The sequence below is a fragment of the Cellulosimicrobium sp. NPDC057127 genome (assembly GCF_042670945.1).
Classification (GTDB): Bacteria; Actinomycetota; Actinomycetes; order Actinomycetales; family Cellulomonadaceae; genus Cellulosimicrobium.
Map to the genome: position 1 here is coordinate 1 of NZ_JBHUUP010000020.1, position 15,593 is coordinate 15,593.

The following is a 15,593-nucleotide window of genomic DNA, read 5'->3' on the forward strand; positions in this document are numbered from 1 at the left end:
CGCGGCCGCCCGCCGCGGGGTGGAGCCCCCCCGCGCCGCTCGTCGTCACGACCGACGTCTCACCACCACCGAGCCGGCCCCCCCTCCGGTCCCGACCGGAGGGGCGGCCGTCCTGTGTCTCAGGCGACGGCGGCGGCCGGTGCCGAGGGGACGGCGAGGAGGAACCCGGGGGCGCCGAAGCCCTCGCGCTCGAAGGCCGCGCGGACGGCGTCGGCCACGGCCTCGGCGCGGTCGGCCGCGACGAGCGCGATGGCCGAGCCGCCGAACCCGCCGCCCGTCATCCGCGCACCGAGCGCGCCGGCGACGCGCGCGGCCTCGACCGCGACGTCGAGCTCGACGCTCGACACCTCGTAGTCGTCGCGCAGCGACGCGTGCGACGCGTTCATCGCGGGTCCGATCTCGTCGACGCGGCCCTCGCGCAGCAGCGCGACGAGCTCGCGCACCCGACCGATCTCGGTGACGACGTGGCGCACCCGACGGCGGGAGACGTCGTAGGGCAGCTTGTCGAGCGCGACCTCGAGCGCGCCCGCCGGGTCCTCCGACGCAGCGACCGTGTCGGCGAGCTCGCGCAGCGAGGACAGCCCGAGCGTCTGCGCCGCGGCCTCGCACGTGTCGCGGCGCTGGGCGTACTGCCCGTCGACGAGCTGGTGCTCCGCGCGCGTGTCCATGACGAGCACCGCGAGGCCCGCAGCCTCGAGGTCGAACGGCACCTGCTCGACGGCCTCCGTCGGGTCGAGACCCGGGCGGCAGTCGAGCAGCAGCGCGTGGCCGACCTGGGCGCGCAGCGACGCCGACTGGTCCATGCCGCCCGTCGGGGCGCCCGCGATCTCGTTCTCGGCCCGGATGCACGCCGCGGCGAGCGCGGCCCGCCCGGCGTCCGACCCGGCAAGGCCGAGACCCGCGACGTCGTCGAGGGCGACGGCGACCGCGCACTCCAGCGCCGCGGACGACGACAGGCCCGCGCCGAACGGGACGCACGAGTCGACCGCCGCGTCGAAGCCGGTGACGCCCGCGGCCTTGTCGCCGAGCTGCTCGCGCAGCGCCCAGGCGACCCCCGCGACGTACGTGCCCCAGCCGGAGACGGCACCCGGCGCCACGTCCTCGAGCCCGGTCTCCCAGATCTCGCCCGGCGCCTGCGCGGACGCGAGCCGCACGCGCGAGTCGGTGCGGGGGCGCAGCGCGACGTAGGTGCGGTGGGGGAGCGCGATCGGCAGGCACAGGCCCGCGTTGTAGTCCGTGTGCTCACCGATGAGGTTCACTCGGCCCGGCGCGCTCCAGACGAGCACCGGGGAGCCGGTGCCCGCACCGGCGTCCTCGGCGTCCTGACCGGCGGCCTCCGCACCGAACGCGTCCGCGAACACCGCGCGGGCGCGGGTCGCACCGGCGTCCGCCGACCACGCCGTGACCCAGCCGCGTGCGGCACCCGCGGGCGCGAGCTCCTGCAGGCGCGCGGCGATCCTCTCGGGCGTCGTGTCGCTGATCCACGCACCCATGCCGGACTCCGAGCCCGCCAGGTACTTGAGCTTCCCGGGGGCTCGCAGCACCGAGAAGACCTGCAGGTGCAGGCGCGCGAGGGTGACCTCGTCCGTGCCGCCGTCCGCCACCGAGCGGCCCTCGTGCGCGGGGGCCTGGTGCCAGGCCGCGATGTACGGCAGGGGGATGGGGGCGCCGTCGGCGTCCTCGAAGAAGTGGTCCAGGCGGCGCAGCAGCTCGAGGTACGTGACCGCGAGGTCGTCGCGCTCCGCGTCGGTCAGCGCGGGCAGGTCGGGCACGTCGCGGCGCGGCGCGAGGTGCACCTCGACGGGCCACCGCGCCGCGTACGGCACGTAGGCGACCCAGTGCTCGGTCTCCAGGACGACGCGCCGGCCGTCCGCGAGCTCGGAGTCGAGGACGTCGCGCAGCAGGTTGCGCCCGGTGCGCTCGTGGTGGGCACGCGCCTGGGTGAGCATCGCGCGGGTGCGCGGCGTGACGTACGGGTACCCGTAGATCTGCCCGTGCGGGTGGGGCAGCGTGACGCCGATCTCCCGGCCGCGGTTCTCGAAGCAGAACACCTGCTCGACGCCGGGCTGCGCGCTGAGCGCGGCCGTGCGGTCCGCCCAGGCGTCGATGATGGTGCGCACGCGCTGTGGCGGGAGCGCGCCGAACGAGGTGTGGTGGTCGCTCGAGAAGCACACGACCTCGCAGCGGCCCGCGGCGGGGCCGTGCACCTGCAGCGGCGCGTCCAGCACGCGCTCGTCCGGCACGCCCGGGACACGCTGGAGCGACGGGAACCGGTTCTCGAAGACGACGACGTCGTAGTCGGTGTCCGGCACCTCGCCGTCGGAGTACGCGGCGCCGGGCCGTGCGGGGCACAGGGGGCAGGAGTCCGCCGCGGGCAGGAAGGTCCGGTTCATGCGGTGCGCGGCCATCGGCACCCAGTCCCCGCTCAGCGGGTCGAGCCGCATCTCCGGGCCCTCGTACGGTCGCTCCACGCCGTCCGGCCCGGCGACCGGCGCGAACCGGTCCGGGAGGGGGCGGGGGTCGTCGAGGCGGCGCGTGCGCTCGCCCGACACGTACTCGGGGGAGTCGTCGAAGTAGACGAGCTCACGGCCGTCGGCGAGATGCGTCGCGGTGCGGCGCAGGTGCTGGTTCATGCGGGGGTGCAGTCCGTTCCGGAGGGTCGGTGGGTCAGGCGATGACGAGCTGTTCGACGAGGTCGCGGACGCGGTCCTGCTCCGCGCGCGGCAGGGCCGCGTCGGTGACCAGCACGTCGACGTCCGTGAACGTCGCGAAGACGCGCAGCCCCGTCGTGTGCCACTTCGTGTGGTCCGCGAGCACCACGGTGCGGCCCGCGGCGTCGATGAGCGCGCGGTTCGTCGCCGCCTCGTCGACGTTCGGGGTGGTCAGCCCGACGTCGGGGTCGAGGCCGTGGGCCCCGAGGAAGGTCTGGTCGACGCGCAGCCCGGCGAGCGAGGCCTCGGCGAGCGGGCCGACGAGCGCGTCGGACGGCGTGCGCGAGCCGCCCGTGAGAATGGTCTCGAGCCGGGGGTCGTTCGCGCGGTGCAGGCACTCCGCGACCGGCAGCGAGTTGGTGACGACGGTGAGCGGGCGCAGCGCCGGGGAGGCGGCGATCTCCGCGGCGAGCAGGTGCGTCGTCGTGCCGGCGCTGAGGGCGATCGACGAGCTGGGGGCGATGAGTCGCGCGGCGGCCTCGGCGATGACCCGCTTCTCTCCCGCCTCGCGCGAGCTCTTCGCGGCGAAGCCCGGCTCGTGCACGGTCGTGTGCGGGGCCACCGCCCCGCCGTGCACCTTGCGGACGAGTCCCTGCTCCGCGAGCTCGAGCAGGTCGCGGCGGACCGTCATGTCCGACACCCCGAGGTCGCGCGTCAGGTCGCCGATGCGGACCGCGCCCGTGTCGCGGATCTGCGCGAGGATCCGCTCCTGGCGCTGCGTTGCGAGCATGGCGACAGTATTGTGCAGCCCCGTCGGAAAATCCAACACGATCGAACACGACTGAACACGCAGGCGCGCGCGAGGCGGTCCAGGGCGGCGCCGAGCCGCGGTCGAACCCGACAGTCAGACCACGGTGACGCCGAGCGACCGCCCGGCGAGCCCGCGCGGGCGGCGGGCGAGACCGCGTGCGACGTCGCGCAGCGCGACGGCGGCCGGTGCCTCGGGGTCCGCGAGCACCACGGGGGTGCCGCCGTCGCCCGCCTCGCGCAGCGTCACGTCGAGCGGCACCTGGCCGAGCAGGGGGACCGTCGTGCCGACGGCGCGCGAGAGGTTCGTCGCGACGCGCTCGCCGCCGCCCGACCCGAACAGCTCGAGGCGCGACCCGTCGGGCTGGGTGAGCCACGACATGTTCTCGACCACGCCGACGACGCCCTGCTGGGTCTGCGTCGCCACCGACCCGGCGCGCTCCGCGACCTCGGCCGCGGCCACCTGGGGCGTCGTGACGACGACGAGCTCGCTGCCGGGCAGGAGCTGCGCCACGGAGATCGCGATGTCCCCGGTGCCGGGCGGCAGGTCCAGGAGCAGGACGTCGAGGTCGCCCCAGTACACGTCGGCCAGGAACTGCTGGAGCGCCCGGTGCAGCATCGGACCGCGCCACACCACGGGCTGCCCGGCCGGCACGAACATGCCGATCGACACGACCTTCACCCCGTGCGCCACGGGGGGCAGCAGCATGCTGTCCACGCGCGTGGGCTGGCGGTCGACGCCGAGCATCCGGGGGATCGAGAAGCCGTAGATGTCGGCGTCGACGACGCCGACCGAGAGCCCGTCCGCGGCGAGCGCGACGGCGAGGTTGGCCGTCACCGACGACTTGCCGACCCCGCCCTTGCCCGACGCGACGGCGTACACGCGCGTCAGCGAGTCGGGCTTGGCGAACGGGATCTCCGGCTCGCCGACGCCGCCGCGCAGCATGGTGCGCAGCTCCGCGCGCTGCTCGGCGCTCATCACGCCGAGGTCGACGTCCACCCCGGCGACGCCCTCCACGTCGCGCACCGCGGCCGAGACGTCGCGCACGAGGGTGTCGCGCATCGGGCACGTCGCGACGGTGAGGTCCACGCCCACGGTCACGCGCGCCCCCGCGGTGCCGTCGACGTCCACGCCGACCGAGCGCACCATCCCGAGCTCCGTGACGGGACGCCGGATCTCCGGGTCGAGGACCGTGGCGAGCGCCGCGCGGACGGCCTGCTCGAGCGTGGCGGTGGAGGGGTCGGGCATGGCTCCATCGTAGGCGGGCGGGTGTCCCGGCGGGCGGGCGGGTGTCCCCGCCCCGTACTACGTTGCCCGGATGGACGCCCTGGAGTCGCTCGAGCGCGACAGCGAGCTGTTCGGCGACGCGGCGCGCAGCGCTCCGCCGGACGCCCGGGTGCCTTCGTGCCCGGAGTGGACGAGCGCGGACCTGCTGTACCACCTGGCGGAGGTGCAGGACTTCTGGTCGCGCGTCGTCGGGCCAGCTCCCGGTGCCGGGCTGGCGGGCGACGACGTGCCGCCGCTGCCACGGCCCGCGTCCGACGCCGAGCTCCCCGCCCTGCTCCAGCGCTCGACGAGCCGGCTCGTCGCGGCGCTGCGCGGGCGCGACCCCGACGAGCCGTGCTGGTCCTGGCACGACGACGGCCGCCGCGTCGGCTGGGTCCTGCGCCGCCAGGCGCACGAGGCGCTCGTGCACCGCGCCGACGCCGAGATGACGGCAGGCCGCGACGTGACGCCCGCCGACGCCGAGGTCGCGGCCGACGGTGTCGACGAGGTGCTGTCCGTCATGGTCGACGGCGTCCCCGGGTGGGGCGTCTTCACGCCCGACGGCGCGACGATCGCCGTCGCCGTGGACGGACCGGGGGAGACGCCACGGAGCTGGACGCTGGCCTTCGGGCGCTTCACCGGGACGGGCCCGGAGTCGGGCACCGCGTACGACCTCGACGCCGCGCAGCTCGTGGACCTGCCCGGCTCGACGGCCACCCAGGTCGCGGGGCCCGCCTGGGCCCTCGACCTGTGGCTCTGGGGCCGCGGCGGGACCGAGGGCCTCGCCGTCGAGGGCGACCCGTCGCTCGTCGACCGCCTCCGCCAGGTCGCTGCGGACGGCACGCGCTGACGAGCCCGCCCGGGGCCGTCAGTCCCGCACGGTCTCGTCGTCGGCGTCGCGCGCGGACTGCTCCTCGAGCTCCTCGAGGAGGTTGCGGATCTCCGACCGCACGAAGTCGCGGGTGGCGACCTCGCTGAGGGCGATGCGCAGCGCGGCCATCTCGCGGGCCAGGTACTCGGTGTCGGCGAGGTTGCGCTCGGCGCGCTGCCGGTCCTGCTCGGCGGTGACGCGGTCGCGGTCGTCCTGCCGGTTCTGGGCCAGCAGGATCAGGGGTGCCGCGTACGACGCCTGGAGCGAGAGCATCAGGGTGAGCGCCGTGAAGCCGTTGCTCGCCTTGTCGAAGCGCAGCGCCTCCGGGCCGACGGTGTTCCACGCGAGCCACACCGCGCAGAAGACGGTGAGGTAGATGAGGAAGCGCGGTGTGCCGAGGAACCGGGCGATGCCCTCGGTCGCCCGCCCCACGGCGTCCTGGTCGACGCGGTAGCGCGGCAGGAGCGAGCGCCGCGCCGACTTCGGGGTGTCGAGCCGGTCAGCCACGGGTCACCTCCGTCCGCGCCGGAGCGCCGGTGCGCGGGTCCTCGGGCCGTCGCTCGATCTCCACCTCGTCGGTCTCGCGCCAGTCCTCGGGCAGCATGTGGTCGAGCACGTCGTCCACGCTGATCGCGCCGAGCAGACGCCGCTCGGCGTCGAGCACGGGGACGCACAGCAGGTCGTAGGTCGCGAGGATGCGCGTCACGCGGCCGAGCGGCACGCCCGGCGCGACGCCCTCCACGTCGGTGTCGAGCACGGAGCCGACGGCCGCGTGCGGAGGCTCGCGCAGCAGGCGCTGGAAGTGCGCGACGCCGAGGAACCGGCCGGTCGGCGTCTCGAGCGGCGGCCGCGCCACGAACACCATGGACGCGAGCGCGGGCGCGAGGTCCTTGCGCCGGATCTGGGCGAGTGCCGCCGCGATCGGGGTCTCGGGCCCGAGCACCACGGGCTCCGTCGTCATGAGACCGCCCGCCGTGTCCTCGCCGTACGCGAGCAGGCGTCGCACGTCGCGCGCCTCGTCGGGCTCCATGAGCTCGAGCAGCTGGGCGGCCTGCGCCTCGGGCAGCTCGTGCAGGAGGTCGGCGGCATCGTCGGGCTGCATGGCGCCGAGCACGTCGGCGGCGCGGTCGGTGTCGAGGCCGGAGAGGATCGCCACCTGGTCGTCCTCCGGCAGCTCCTCGAGCACGTCGGCGAGCCGCTCGTTGTCGAGCGCTCCGGCGACCTCGAGGCGACGCGTCTCGCCGAGGTCGTGGATGACGTCCGCGAGGTCGGCCGGCTTGAGCTCGTCGTAGGCGGCGAGCAGCATCGCCGCGCCCTGGGCCTGGGGCGTGCCGGCGAGGCCGGTGACCGCGTCGACGTCCACCACCACGGCGTCCCCACGACGGCGCAGCCGGAGCGTTCCCTTCTGCGCCGCGCTCCGCCGCACGTACAGCTTCGTCACGAGCCAGTCGCCCGTGCGCTGACGCTCGATCGCCAGGTCCTCGACCGTCCCCGTGCCGCTGCCGTCGACGAAGTCGACCCGGCGTTCGAGGAGCTCGCTCACGGCGAGGGACTCGAGCGCGCGCTGCTCGAAGCGGCGCATGTTCACCAGGCCCGTGGAAATCACCTGGCCGGCGTCGATGCTCGTGACGCGCGTCAGCGGCAGGAAGACGCGGCGCCGTCCCGGCACCTCGACCACCAGCCCGACGGCGCGCGGCACGCCCTTGGGGCGCAGCAGGACCACGACGTCGCGCACCCGGCCGACCTGGTCGCCGATGGGGTCGAACACGGCGGTGCCGGCGAGCCGAGCGACGAAGACGGTGGTGGCAGCACTCACGCGGTCAGCCTACGCATCTGGGACGGGTGGCGCGCAGGCGGTCCGGACGGCGCGCCGCGCGCCGTGCGGGCTCCGTGGCGCACCGGCGCGCAGTAGGACAGACTGGGCGAATGAGCATGACGCGCCAGAACGCCGCTCCCCGTGTGCCCACGCCGCCGCGCGGCGACGAGGTGGCGTCCTACGGGACGTACCTCGAGGCGCAGAAGGCCGTCGACTACCTCTCGGACAACAAGTTCGCCGTCGAGGTCGTGACGATCGTGGGCACCGACCTGCGCATGGTCGAGCGCGTCACCGGGCGGCTCACGTACGGACGCGTCGCGCTCGCGGGCGCGGCGTCGGGCGCGTGGTTCGGCCTCTTCGTGGGGCTCCTGCTGTTCATGTTCTCGGGGCAGGGCGGCTACGTGCTCACCGGCCTCGGCATCGGCGCCGGGTTCGGCCTGCTGTTCTCCGTGCTGTCCTACGCGCTGACGCAGGGCCGGCGCGACTTCACGTCGCAGAGCCAGATCGTCGCCTCGGCGTACGCGATCCTGTGCGCGCCCGAGCGCGCGGGCGAGGCGCGCCAGCTGCTCGCCCAGATGCCCGAGGGCGCGGGCGGCGTGCGTCGGCCGGCGGCGCCGGCGAACCCGTCGTGGGGCACGCCGACCGGGGCGCCTCACGCCCCGAGCGCACCCACCGGGCCGCAGCCGGACGCGGGAGCGACCCCCGCACCGCCGGCCCGGACCCCGGACCCGCGCTGGACGACGCCCACGGGCGAGCCGCGCTACGGCGCGATGCGCCCGGCCTCGGACGGCGCGCCGCCGGCACCGGGCCAGCCCGGCCAGCAGGCGCCGCAGGACGGGCCGACGGCGTCCCCGGACGACCCGCAGCGCCCGACGCCGCCCCCGGCCTGAGGCCGGGGGCGCCGACGGGCGCTGCTCTGGGACGCGGCCACCGCCCCCCGGCGGTGCCGCGACGCGCTCAGCGGCGCAGCGAGGCCATCCAGGCCTCGACGTCCTCGGGACGCCGGGGCAGCGCGGCCGACAGGTTCTCGTTGCCGTCCGCGGTGATGAGGACGTCGTCCTCGATCCGCACGCCGATGCCGCGGTACTCCTCGGGCACCGCGAGGTCATCGGCCTTGAAGTACAGCCCGGGCTCGATCGTGAAGACCATGCCCGGCTCGAGCACGCCGTCGAGGTACAGCTCCCGCCGGGCCTGCGCGCAGTCGTGCACGTCGAGGCCGAGGTGGTGGCTCGTGCCGTGCACCATCCAGCGGCGGTGCTGCTGGCCCTCGGGCGCCAGCGACTCCGCCGCGCTCACCGGCAGCAGACCCCACTCCTCGAGGCGCGCGGCGACGACCTCCATCGCGGCGGCGTGCACGTCGCGGAACCGCGCGCCCGGAACGGCGACGGCGAACGCCGCGTCGGCGGCGTCGAGCACCGCCTGGTACACGCGGCGCTGGACGTCGGTGTACCGCCCGTCCACCGGGAGCGTGCGCGTGACGTCGGCCGTGTACAGCGAGTCGACCTCCACGCCGGCGTCGAGGAGCACGAGCTCGCCGGAGCGCACGACGCCGTCGTTGCGGATCCAGTGCAGCGTCGTCGCGTGCTCGCCCGCGGCCGCGATGGTCTCGTAGCCCACCGTGTTGCCCTCCAGGCGGGCGTGCGCGTCGAACGTCGTCTCGATGACGCGCTCGCCGCGGCGGTGCTCGAGAGCACGCGGCAGGCGGCGCACGACCTCCTCGAACCCGGCGATCGTCGCGGCGACGGCCGCGCGCATCTGCTCCACCTCGTGGGCGTCCTTGACGAGGCGCAGCTCGGACACGGCCTCGACGAGCGCGGCGTCGGTGCGGCGGAACGCCTCCTGCGCGCGCTCGAGCCACTGCGCCTCGGTGAGCTGCTCGTCCGGGGCGGCGGACTCGTCGGAGAGCCCCGCCTCCGCGCGGATGGCCTCGACGAGCGCCTCGACGCCCTCGTCGGCGCCCGACACGACGAGCACGTGCACGCCGTCCGGGCCGACGTCCTTCGCGAGCGCGTCGCGCAGCTCGTCGACGTGGCGCGCGTCGATGCCGGTGGCGGCCGTGACGTCGTCCAGGGACGGGCGGGCGCCCACCCAGAACTCGCCGTACCGGGCGTCGGCGTAGAACTCCTCGGTGTCGCGCGCGGCGAGCGGGCGCACGTACAGCACCGCGTGGTGCGCGCTGCGGCCGCTGCCCGCGTCGGGCCCCGCGGGGTCGCCCGCGCCAGGCTCCACCGGGTCGAGCACGAGCACCGCGTCGGGGTCGGCGTCCCAGCCCGTCCCGGTGAGGTGCGCGAACGCCGAGTGCGGGCGGAACCGGTAGTCCGTGTCGTTCGAGCGGACCTTCAGCGGGCCGGCGGGGACCACGAGGCGCACGCCCGGAAAGCGGGCGGACAGCACGGCCCGGCGGGCCGCGGCGAACGGGGCCGCCGCCGAGGGCTCGACGTCGAGCTCCGTGCGCGGCGCCCAGCCGCTCGTGATGAACGCCCTGAACGCGTCGGAGTCGGGGCGCTGGGAGCGGTTGCTCCCGCGCTCGGCGACGTCCTGCGACGCGTCCGCGCTCGGGTCGGGGGTCTCGGAGGTGACGGGGGTGGCGTCGGTCATGCGACCAGTGTCGCACCGCGCTCTCGGCCGAAGTCGGCCAGCGCCCGCCCGAGCACGCGGTTGAACGCGTCGGGCGCCTCGCTGTTCACGTCGTGGCCCGCGCGCGGCACGACGACGAGCGACGCGTCGGCCGCCGCGGCGAGGTAGCGCTGCTCGTCCAGGCGCATGTGGTCGCGCGCGCCGTTGACGAGCCACACCGGCACGTCGACGCGGCGCACGTGCGCGAGCCACGACCGGCCGGCGAGCTGTGTGAGGGCGTCGGTGACGACGTCCCACCCCGGGCGGTGACCCGCCGCGCCGTCGACCGCCGCGGTCCCCGGCGCGCGCCCGGTGCCGCCGGGCCTCGACCGGCCGGCGTCAGCGAGGGCTGCCCACGCCGTCGTCGTGCGGTGCGCCGTCCAGCGGGCGCCGCGCCCGACGGCGCCACCGCCCGCCACCAGCAGCCGTGCGACGTCGCGGTAGAGCGCGACGGGCTTGCCCTTGGGGTCCGACGTGCACGCGGCCGCGACGACGCCCGCGAGGTTGTCCGGACGGCGCGCGGCCCACGCGAGGGACGTGTAGCCGCCGAGGGACAGCCCGACGAGCACCACGCGGCGGCCCGCGCCGAAGGAGGCCGCGGCGTCGTCCAGCACCTCGAACGACCGGTCGAGCGTGAAGCGCTCGTGCGCGCGGTCGCCGTGCGCGGGGAGGTCGACCGCGACCGCGTCGTGCCCGAGCGATCGCACGTGCTCGACCTGACGCTCCCAGATGGCGCCGGAGGTCCGCATGCCGTGGACGAACACGACGGCGGGGGCGTCGTCGGCGAGGGAGCCGGCGTCGCAGGAGCGTGCGTCGGTCCGCGGGTGCAGCAGCGTGGTGGAGGTCGTCATCCCCACGACCCTCGCACCCCAACCTGGGACGGCCATGATGAGGCGCCGTGCCCGGCGTGAACATCGTGTGCGGGTCCGGTGCCCGGGGCGACGGTCCGGCCGCGGGCGGCCTCACTATCCTGGGGCCGTGCGCATCGACCTCCACACCCACTCGACGGCGTCCGACGGGACCGACGCACCGGGGGAGGTCGTCGAGGCGGCGGCTGCCGCGGGCCTCGACGTCGTCGCGCTCACCGACCACGACACCACGGCCGGCTGGGCGCAGGCGGTCGACGCCGCGCTGCGGACGGGGGTCGCGCTGGTGCGCGGCGCGGAGGTCTCCGCGCGCTCCGGCGGCATCAGCGTCCACGTGCTGTCCTACCTGCACGACCCGGCGCACCCGGCGCTCCTCGCCGAGACCGAGCGCACGCGCGACGCGCGCCGCGACCGTGCGCGGCACATGGTCGACCTGCTCGGCCAGGACTACGCGATCACGTGGGAAGATGTGCTCGCGCAGACGGTGGAGGGCACGACGATCGGCCGCCCGCACATCGCGGACGCGCTCGTCGCGGCCGGTCTGGTGACCGACCGCTCGACCGCCTTCGAGACCGTCCTCGCGCCCGGCACGCCGTACTACGTGCCGCACTACGCCCCGGGCGCGGTCGCCACCGTGCGCGGGATCCGTGCGGCCGGTGGCGTGCCCGTCTTCGCCCACCCGGGCGCGGACGGCCGCGGGCGCGTGGTGCAGGACGCGGTGATCGAGGAGATGGCCGCGGCCGGGCTCGCCGGGCTCGAGGTGCACCACCGCGACCACGACGAGCGCCAGCGCACCCGCCTCGGCGACATGGCCCGCACCCTGGGGCTCTTCGTCACCGGGTCGAGCGACTACCACGGGGCCGGCAAGCCGAACCGGCTCGGGGAGAACACGACAGCACCGACCGTGCTGGAGCAGATCGAGGAGCTGGGACAGTTGGACGTGATCCGGTGAGCCATCGGGCGGACGAGTCGAGGACGGCCCGGGTGGCCGGCGCATGAGCGAGGTGTTCGACGTCCGGCTCTTCACGGAGGTCTTCGTCACCCTGTTCGTCATCATGGACCCGCCCGGGACCGTCCCCGTGTTCCTCGGCCTGACGAGCGCGATGGGGTCCAAGCAGCGCAAGCAGGCCGCGCGCACCGCGATCCTCGTCGCGTTCGGCGTCATCGTGGCGTTCGCGGTCTTCGGGCAGCAGATCCTCAGCTACATGCACATCTCCCTGCCGGCGCTCCAGACGGCGGGCGGGCTGCTCCTGCTGCTCGTCGCGATGGAGCTCCTCACCGGCAAGATGGAGGACCCGGAGCCGTCGGGGAACAAGGGCGTCAACGTCGCGCTCGTGCCCCTCGGCACCCCGCTGCTCGCCGGGCCGGGCGCGATCGTCGCCACCATGGTGTTCGTCCAGCGCGCCGGCGAGAGCGGGGGCGGCGTCGCGGAGTGGGTCGCCATCGCCGCGGGCGTCGTCGCGGTGCACGTGTGCCTGTGGCTGTCCATGCGCTTCGCGGGCGTCATCAACCGCGTCCTCGGCGACTCCGGCACCATCCTCGTCACACGCATCGCCGGTCTGCTGCTCGCCGCGATCGCCGTCCAGCTCGTCGCGGACGCGGTCACGGAGTTCGTGCAGGCGGCGTAGGAGGAGACACGTGCCGAACCCGCAGATGCGCCGTCCGCTCGCGGCGGGGGCCGTCGTCGCCCTCGTCCTCGCGGCGCTCAACCTCCGCCCGGCCGTCGTCGCCGTCTCGCCCCTGCTCGGCGAGATCCGGGCCGACGCAGGGCTGAGCGGCACCGCGGCGGGTCTGCTGACGACGCTGCCCGTCCTGTGCTTCGGGATCCTCGCCCCCGTCACGCCGGCGCTCGCGCGTCGCTGGGGGCTCGAGCGCGTGCTGTGCGCGAGCCTCGTGGTGCTGTGCGCGGGGTTCGCCCTGCGGCTCGTCCCCACGACCGCGGCGCTGTTCGCCGGGACGGTCGTCGCGGGGAGCGCGATCGCGTTCGGCAACGTGCTGCTGCCCGCGCTCGTCAAGCGCGACTTCGCCGACCGGGTCGGGCTCATGACGGGCCTGTACTCGATGTCGCTGTCCGGCGGGGCGGCGCTCGCCGCGGGCCTGACCATCCCCGTCGCGGACGCCGTCGGGCTGGACTGGCGGGGCGCGCTCGCGTCGTGGGGGCTGCTGGCCGTGGCGGGGGTGCTCGTGTGGGCCCCCCGCGCGCTGCGCTCCCCGGTCGCCGCCCCGGTGCCGTTCCGCGGCGACGCGGGCCTGCCCGTCTCGCGGTCCCTGTGGCGCAGCCCGCTCGCGTGGGCCGTGACCGTCGTCATGGGGACGCAGTCGCTGTCGTTCTACGCCACGAACGCGTGGCTGCCCGAGATCTTCGTGGGCCTCGGCCGCACGGCCGAGGCCGGGGGCTGGCTGCTCGCCCTCGGCAACATGGTCGGCATCGCCGGGTCCTTCGCGACACCGGTGCTCGCCGGCCGCATGCAGCGGCAGCGCGCCATCGGCGTCGCCCTCGTGCTGCTCGTGGGCGGTGGACTGCTCGGTCTCGTGCTCGCGCCCGGCGCCGCGCCGCTGTGGGTGGTGCTCATCGGCCTCGGCCAGGGCGGGGGCATCAGCCTCGTGCTGACGCTCATGGCCCTGCGGGCGCGCGACGCGGCGCGCACGTCCGAGCTCTCCGGCATGGCGCAGACCGCGGGCTACCTGCTCGCGGCGCTCGGGCCGATCGGCGTCGGGTTCGCCCACGACGCCAGCGGGTCGTGGACGCTGCCGCTCCTGCTGCTCGTCGGCGTCGCCGCGGTGCAGGGGGTCGCGGCCTGGTTCGCGGGACGCGACGCCTACGTCGACTGATCGGCACCCGGGCGACGCCGTGCCCGGGGCCGTACCCGACCGTGCTCGGACGACGGCGTCCCGACGCGCGAGACCCCGGGTCACGACGGAGGTCCGTCACGACCCGGGGTCTCGCACGAGGTGCTGCCGGGACTACTCCGCGGCGGGCGCGCCGCCCTGCTCGGTGCGCTCGACCGGCTTGCCGCCGCGCGTGCGGCGCCGGTTGCGCGAGCGCCGACGGCGCTCCCCGCCCTCGCCCGTCACGGCGCCGGCCGGCTCGCCGGCCGCGCCGCCGTCGCGCTGCTCGCCCTCGCGACGGCTCTCGCCGCCGCCCGTGCGCCGACCCTCGCCACCGCGACCGCCCCGCTCACCGCCGCGGCCGGAGCGCTCGCCGCCGCGGCCCGAGCGGTCGCCACCGCGGCCGGACCGTTCGCCCCCGGAGGAGCGCCCGGCCGGCGAGTGCCGCTTGCCCGTCTCGCCGAGGTCCTCGAGCTCCTCGGCCTCGAGGCCGGCGAGGGTGCGCTTGTCCTTCGGCAGGCGCCCCTTGGTGCCCTCGGGGATCGACAGGTCCGTGTACAGGTGCGGCGACGTCGAGTACGTCTCCACGGGCTCGGGGATGCCGAGGCCCAGCGCCTTGTCGATGAGCGACCAGCGCGGCATGTCGTCCCAGTCGACGAACGTGACCGCGGTGCCCTTGTTGCCCGCGCGGCCGGTGCGGCCGGTGCGGTGCAGGTACGTCTTCTCGTCCTCGGGGCACTGGTAGTTGACGACGTGCGTGACGTCCTCGACGTCGATGCCGCGGGCCGCGACGTCGGTCGCGACGAGCACGTCGATCTTCCCGTTGCGGAAGGCGCGCAGGGCCTGCTCGCGCGCACCCTGCCCGAGGTCGCCGTGGATCGCGCCGGACGCGAAGCCGCGCTCCGCGAGGTCGTCCGCCACCTTGGCCGCGGTGCGCTTGGTGCGCGCGAAGACGATCGTGCGGCCGCGGCCCTGCGCCTGGAGGATGCGCGCGAGCACCTCGACCTTGTCGAGCGCGTGCGCGCGGTACACGACCTGCTCGATGTTCTTGACGGTCTGGCGGCCGTCGTCGTCCGGGTCGATCGCCCTGATGTGCGTCGGCTGCTTCATGTAGCGCCGCGCCATCGACACGACCGCGCCCGGCATGGTCGCGGAGAACAGCATCGTGTGCCGCTGGGCGGGCGTGCGGGCCAGGATCTTCTCGACGTCGGGCAGGAAGCCGAGGTCCAGCATCTCGTCGGCCTCGTCGAGCACGACGGTGTTCGCGCGCGTGAGGTTGAGGTGCCCCTGGTTCATGAGGTCGATCATGCGTCCGGGCGTGCCGACCACGACCTCGACGCCGCGCTGGAGCGCCTCGACCTGCGGCTCGTACGCGCGCCCGCCGTAGAGCTGGACGATGCGGACGCTGCGGCGCCGCGACGCCGTCTCGAGGTCCTTGGCGACCTGGACGGCGAGCTCGCGCGTGGGCACGACGACGATGGCCTGGGGCTTGCCGGGGGACGGCAGCTCGTCGAAGCCGTCCTCGCCCGGCGCGACCGCGCGGTGCAGCAGCGGCACGCCGAAGCCGAACGTCTTGCCCGTGCCGGTCTTGGCCTGGCCGATGATGTCGTGCCCCGACATCGCGACCGGCAGGGTCATGGCCTGGATGGGGAAGGGGTGGGTGATGCCGGCGTCGGCGAGCGCGTCGACGATCTCGGGACGCACGCCGAAGTCGGCGAAGGAGGTGTCGTCGGCCTGCACGCTGGCGGCGACGGTGCGCGCGTCGGCGCTCACGTCGGGCGTGGCGTCCGTGGTGGTCGCGTCTGTGGTGGTCACTGGTGCCCTCTGTCTCGTTCCGGCGCGCGTCCTCGCCGCGTCGGGGCCGTGAGGT

General features: G+C 75.5%; 13 protein-coding genes and 1 pseudogene. 5 read left to right on the plus strand and 9 right to left on the minus strand.

Annotated features, from left to right (window positions below; genetic code table 11):
- Positions 1-119: 119 nt before the first annotated feature.
- The 4 genes and pseudogenes from galK to ACFTZA_RS15755 form a co-directional block, all read right to left on the minus strand.
- A complete protein-coding gene (gene galK, locus ACFTZA_RS15740) occupies positions 120-1,445 on the minus strand; it encodes a galactokinase (RefSeq protein ID WP_378197020.1) in 1,326 nt (441 codons plus the stop codon).
- Positions 1,431-2,633 (minus strand): annotated as a pseudogene (gene galT, locus ACFTZA_RS15745) (galactose-1-phosphate uridylyltransferase); the annotation flags it as partial. The gene galK and the pseudogene galT, both read right to left, overlap by 15 nt.
- A gap of 34 nt (positions 2,634-2,667) precedes the next feature.
- Positions 2,668-3,441 (minus strand): DeoR/GlpR family DNA-binding transcription regulator, encoded by a 774-nt coding sequence (locus tag ACFTZA_RS15750; RefSeq protein ID WP_378196936.1) that lies wholly within the window; start codon positions 3,439-3,441, stop codon positions 2,668-2,670.
- Between the two features lie 114 nt (positions 3,442-3,555).
- Positions 3,556-4,707 (minus strand): Mrp/NBP35 family ATP-binding protein, encoded by a 1,152-nt coding sequence (locus ACFTZA_RS15755; RefSeq protein WP_378196939.1) that lies wholly within the window; start codon positions 4,705-4,707, stop codon positions 3,556-3,558.
- A gap of 70 nt (positions 4,708-4,777) precedes the next feature.
- Here ACFTZA_RS15755 and ACFTZA_RS15760 point away from each other — a divergent pair, with 70 nt between their 5' ends.
- A complete protein-coding gene (locus ACFTZA_RS15760; protein WP_378196942.1) occupies positions 4,778-5,575 on the plus strand; it encodes a maleylpyruvate isomerase N-terminal domain-containing protein in 798 nt (265 codons plus the stop codon).
- An 18-nt stretch (positions 5,576-5,593) separates the two neighbouring features.
- On the opposite strand, the gene ACFTZA_RS15765 is transcribed toward ACFTZA_RS15760, so the two are convergent.
- Complete coding sequence (locus ACFTZA_RS15765) at positions 5,594-6,103, minus strand: DUF1003 domain-containing protein (protein WP_378196945.1); 510 nt, start codon at positions 6,101-6,103, stop codon at positions 5,594-5,596.
- Positions 6,096-7,412, minus strand: a complete 1,317-nt coding sequence (locus ACFTZA_RS15770) for a magnesium transporter MgtE N-terminal domain-containing protein (protein WP_378196948.1) — start codon at positions 7,410-7,412, stop codon at positions 6,096-6,098. Before ACFTZA_RS15770 ends, ACFTZA_RS15765 begins: the two co-directional genes overlap by 8 nt.
- A gap of 110 nt (positions 7,413-7,522) precedes the next feature.
- On the opposite strand from ACFTZA_RS15770, the gene ACFTZA_RS15775 reads away from it, so the two are divergent.
- A complete protein-coding gene (locus ACFTZA_RS15775; protein WP_378196951.1) occupies positions 7,523-8,302 on the plus strand; it encodes a general stress protein in 780 nt (259 codons plus the stop codon).
- A 67-nt stretch (positions 8,303-8,369) separates the two neighbouring features.
- On the opposite strand, the gene ACFTZA_RS15780 is transcribed toward ACFTZA_RS15775, so the two are convergent.
- Complete coding sequence (locus tag ACFTZA_RS15780; protein ID WP_378196953.1) at positions 8,370-10,010, minus strand: aminopeptidase P family protein; 1,641 nt, start codon at positions 10,008-10,010, stop codon at positions 8,370-8,372.
- Positions 10,007-10,879 (minus strand): alpha/beta fold hydrolase, encoded by an 873-nt coding sequence (locus tag ACFTZA_RS15785; RefSeq protein WP_378196956.1) that lies wholly within the window; start codon positions 10,877-10,879, stop codon positions 10,007-10,009. The genes ACFTZA_RS15780 and ACFTZA_RS15785 overlap by 4 nt, the downstream gene beginning before the upstream one ends.
- 127 nt (positions 10,880-11,006) lie before the next feature.
- Here ACFTZA_RS15785 and ACFTZA_RS15790 point away from each other — a divergent pair, with 127 nt between their 5' ends.
- The 3 genes from ACFTZA_RS15790 to ACFTZA_RS15800 are packed head-to-tail and all read left to right on the plus strand — an operon-like array spanning position 11,007 to position 13,726.
- On the plus strand, positions 11,007-11,846 hold the full coding sequence (locus ACFTZA_RS15790; protein ID WP_378196959.1) for a PHP domain-containing protein: 840 nt from the start codon (positions 11,007-11,009) through the stop codon (positions 11,844-11,846).
- Positions 11,847-11,889: 43 nt separating this feature from the next.
- Complete coding sequence (locus ACFTZA_RS15795; protein WP_378196962.1) at positions 11,890-12,522, plus strand: MarC family protein; 633 nt, start codon at positions 11,890-11,892, stop codon at positions 12,520-12,522.
- A gap of 10 nt (positions 12,523-12,532) precedes the next feature.
- Positions 12,533-13,726 carry a CynX/NimT family MFS transporter gene (locus ACFTZA_RS15800; RefSeq protein ID WP_378196965.1) on the plus strand — a complete coding sequence of 398 codons (1,194 nt, stop codon included), beginning with the start codon at positions 12,533-12,535 and terminating at the stop codon, positions 13,724-13,726.
- Positions 13,727-13,858: 132 nt separating this feature from the next.
- Here ACFTZA_RS15800 and ACFTZA_RS15805 read toward each other — a convergent pair whose 3' ends face one another.
- Positions 13,859-15,538: a DEAD/DEAH box helicase gene (locus ACFTZA_RS15805; RefSeq protein WP_378196968.1), complete on the minus strand. Its 1,680-nt coding sequence runs from the start codon at positions 15,536-15,538 to the stop codon at positions 13,859-13,861.
- Between the last annotated feature and the right edge of the window lie 55 nt (positions 15,539-15,593).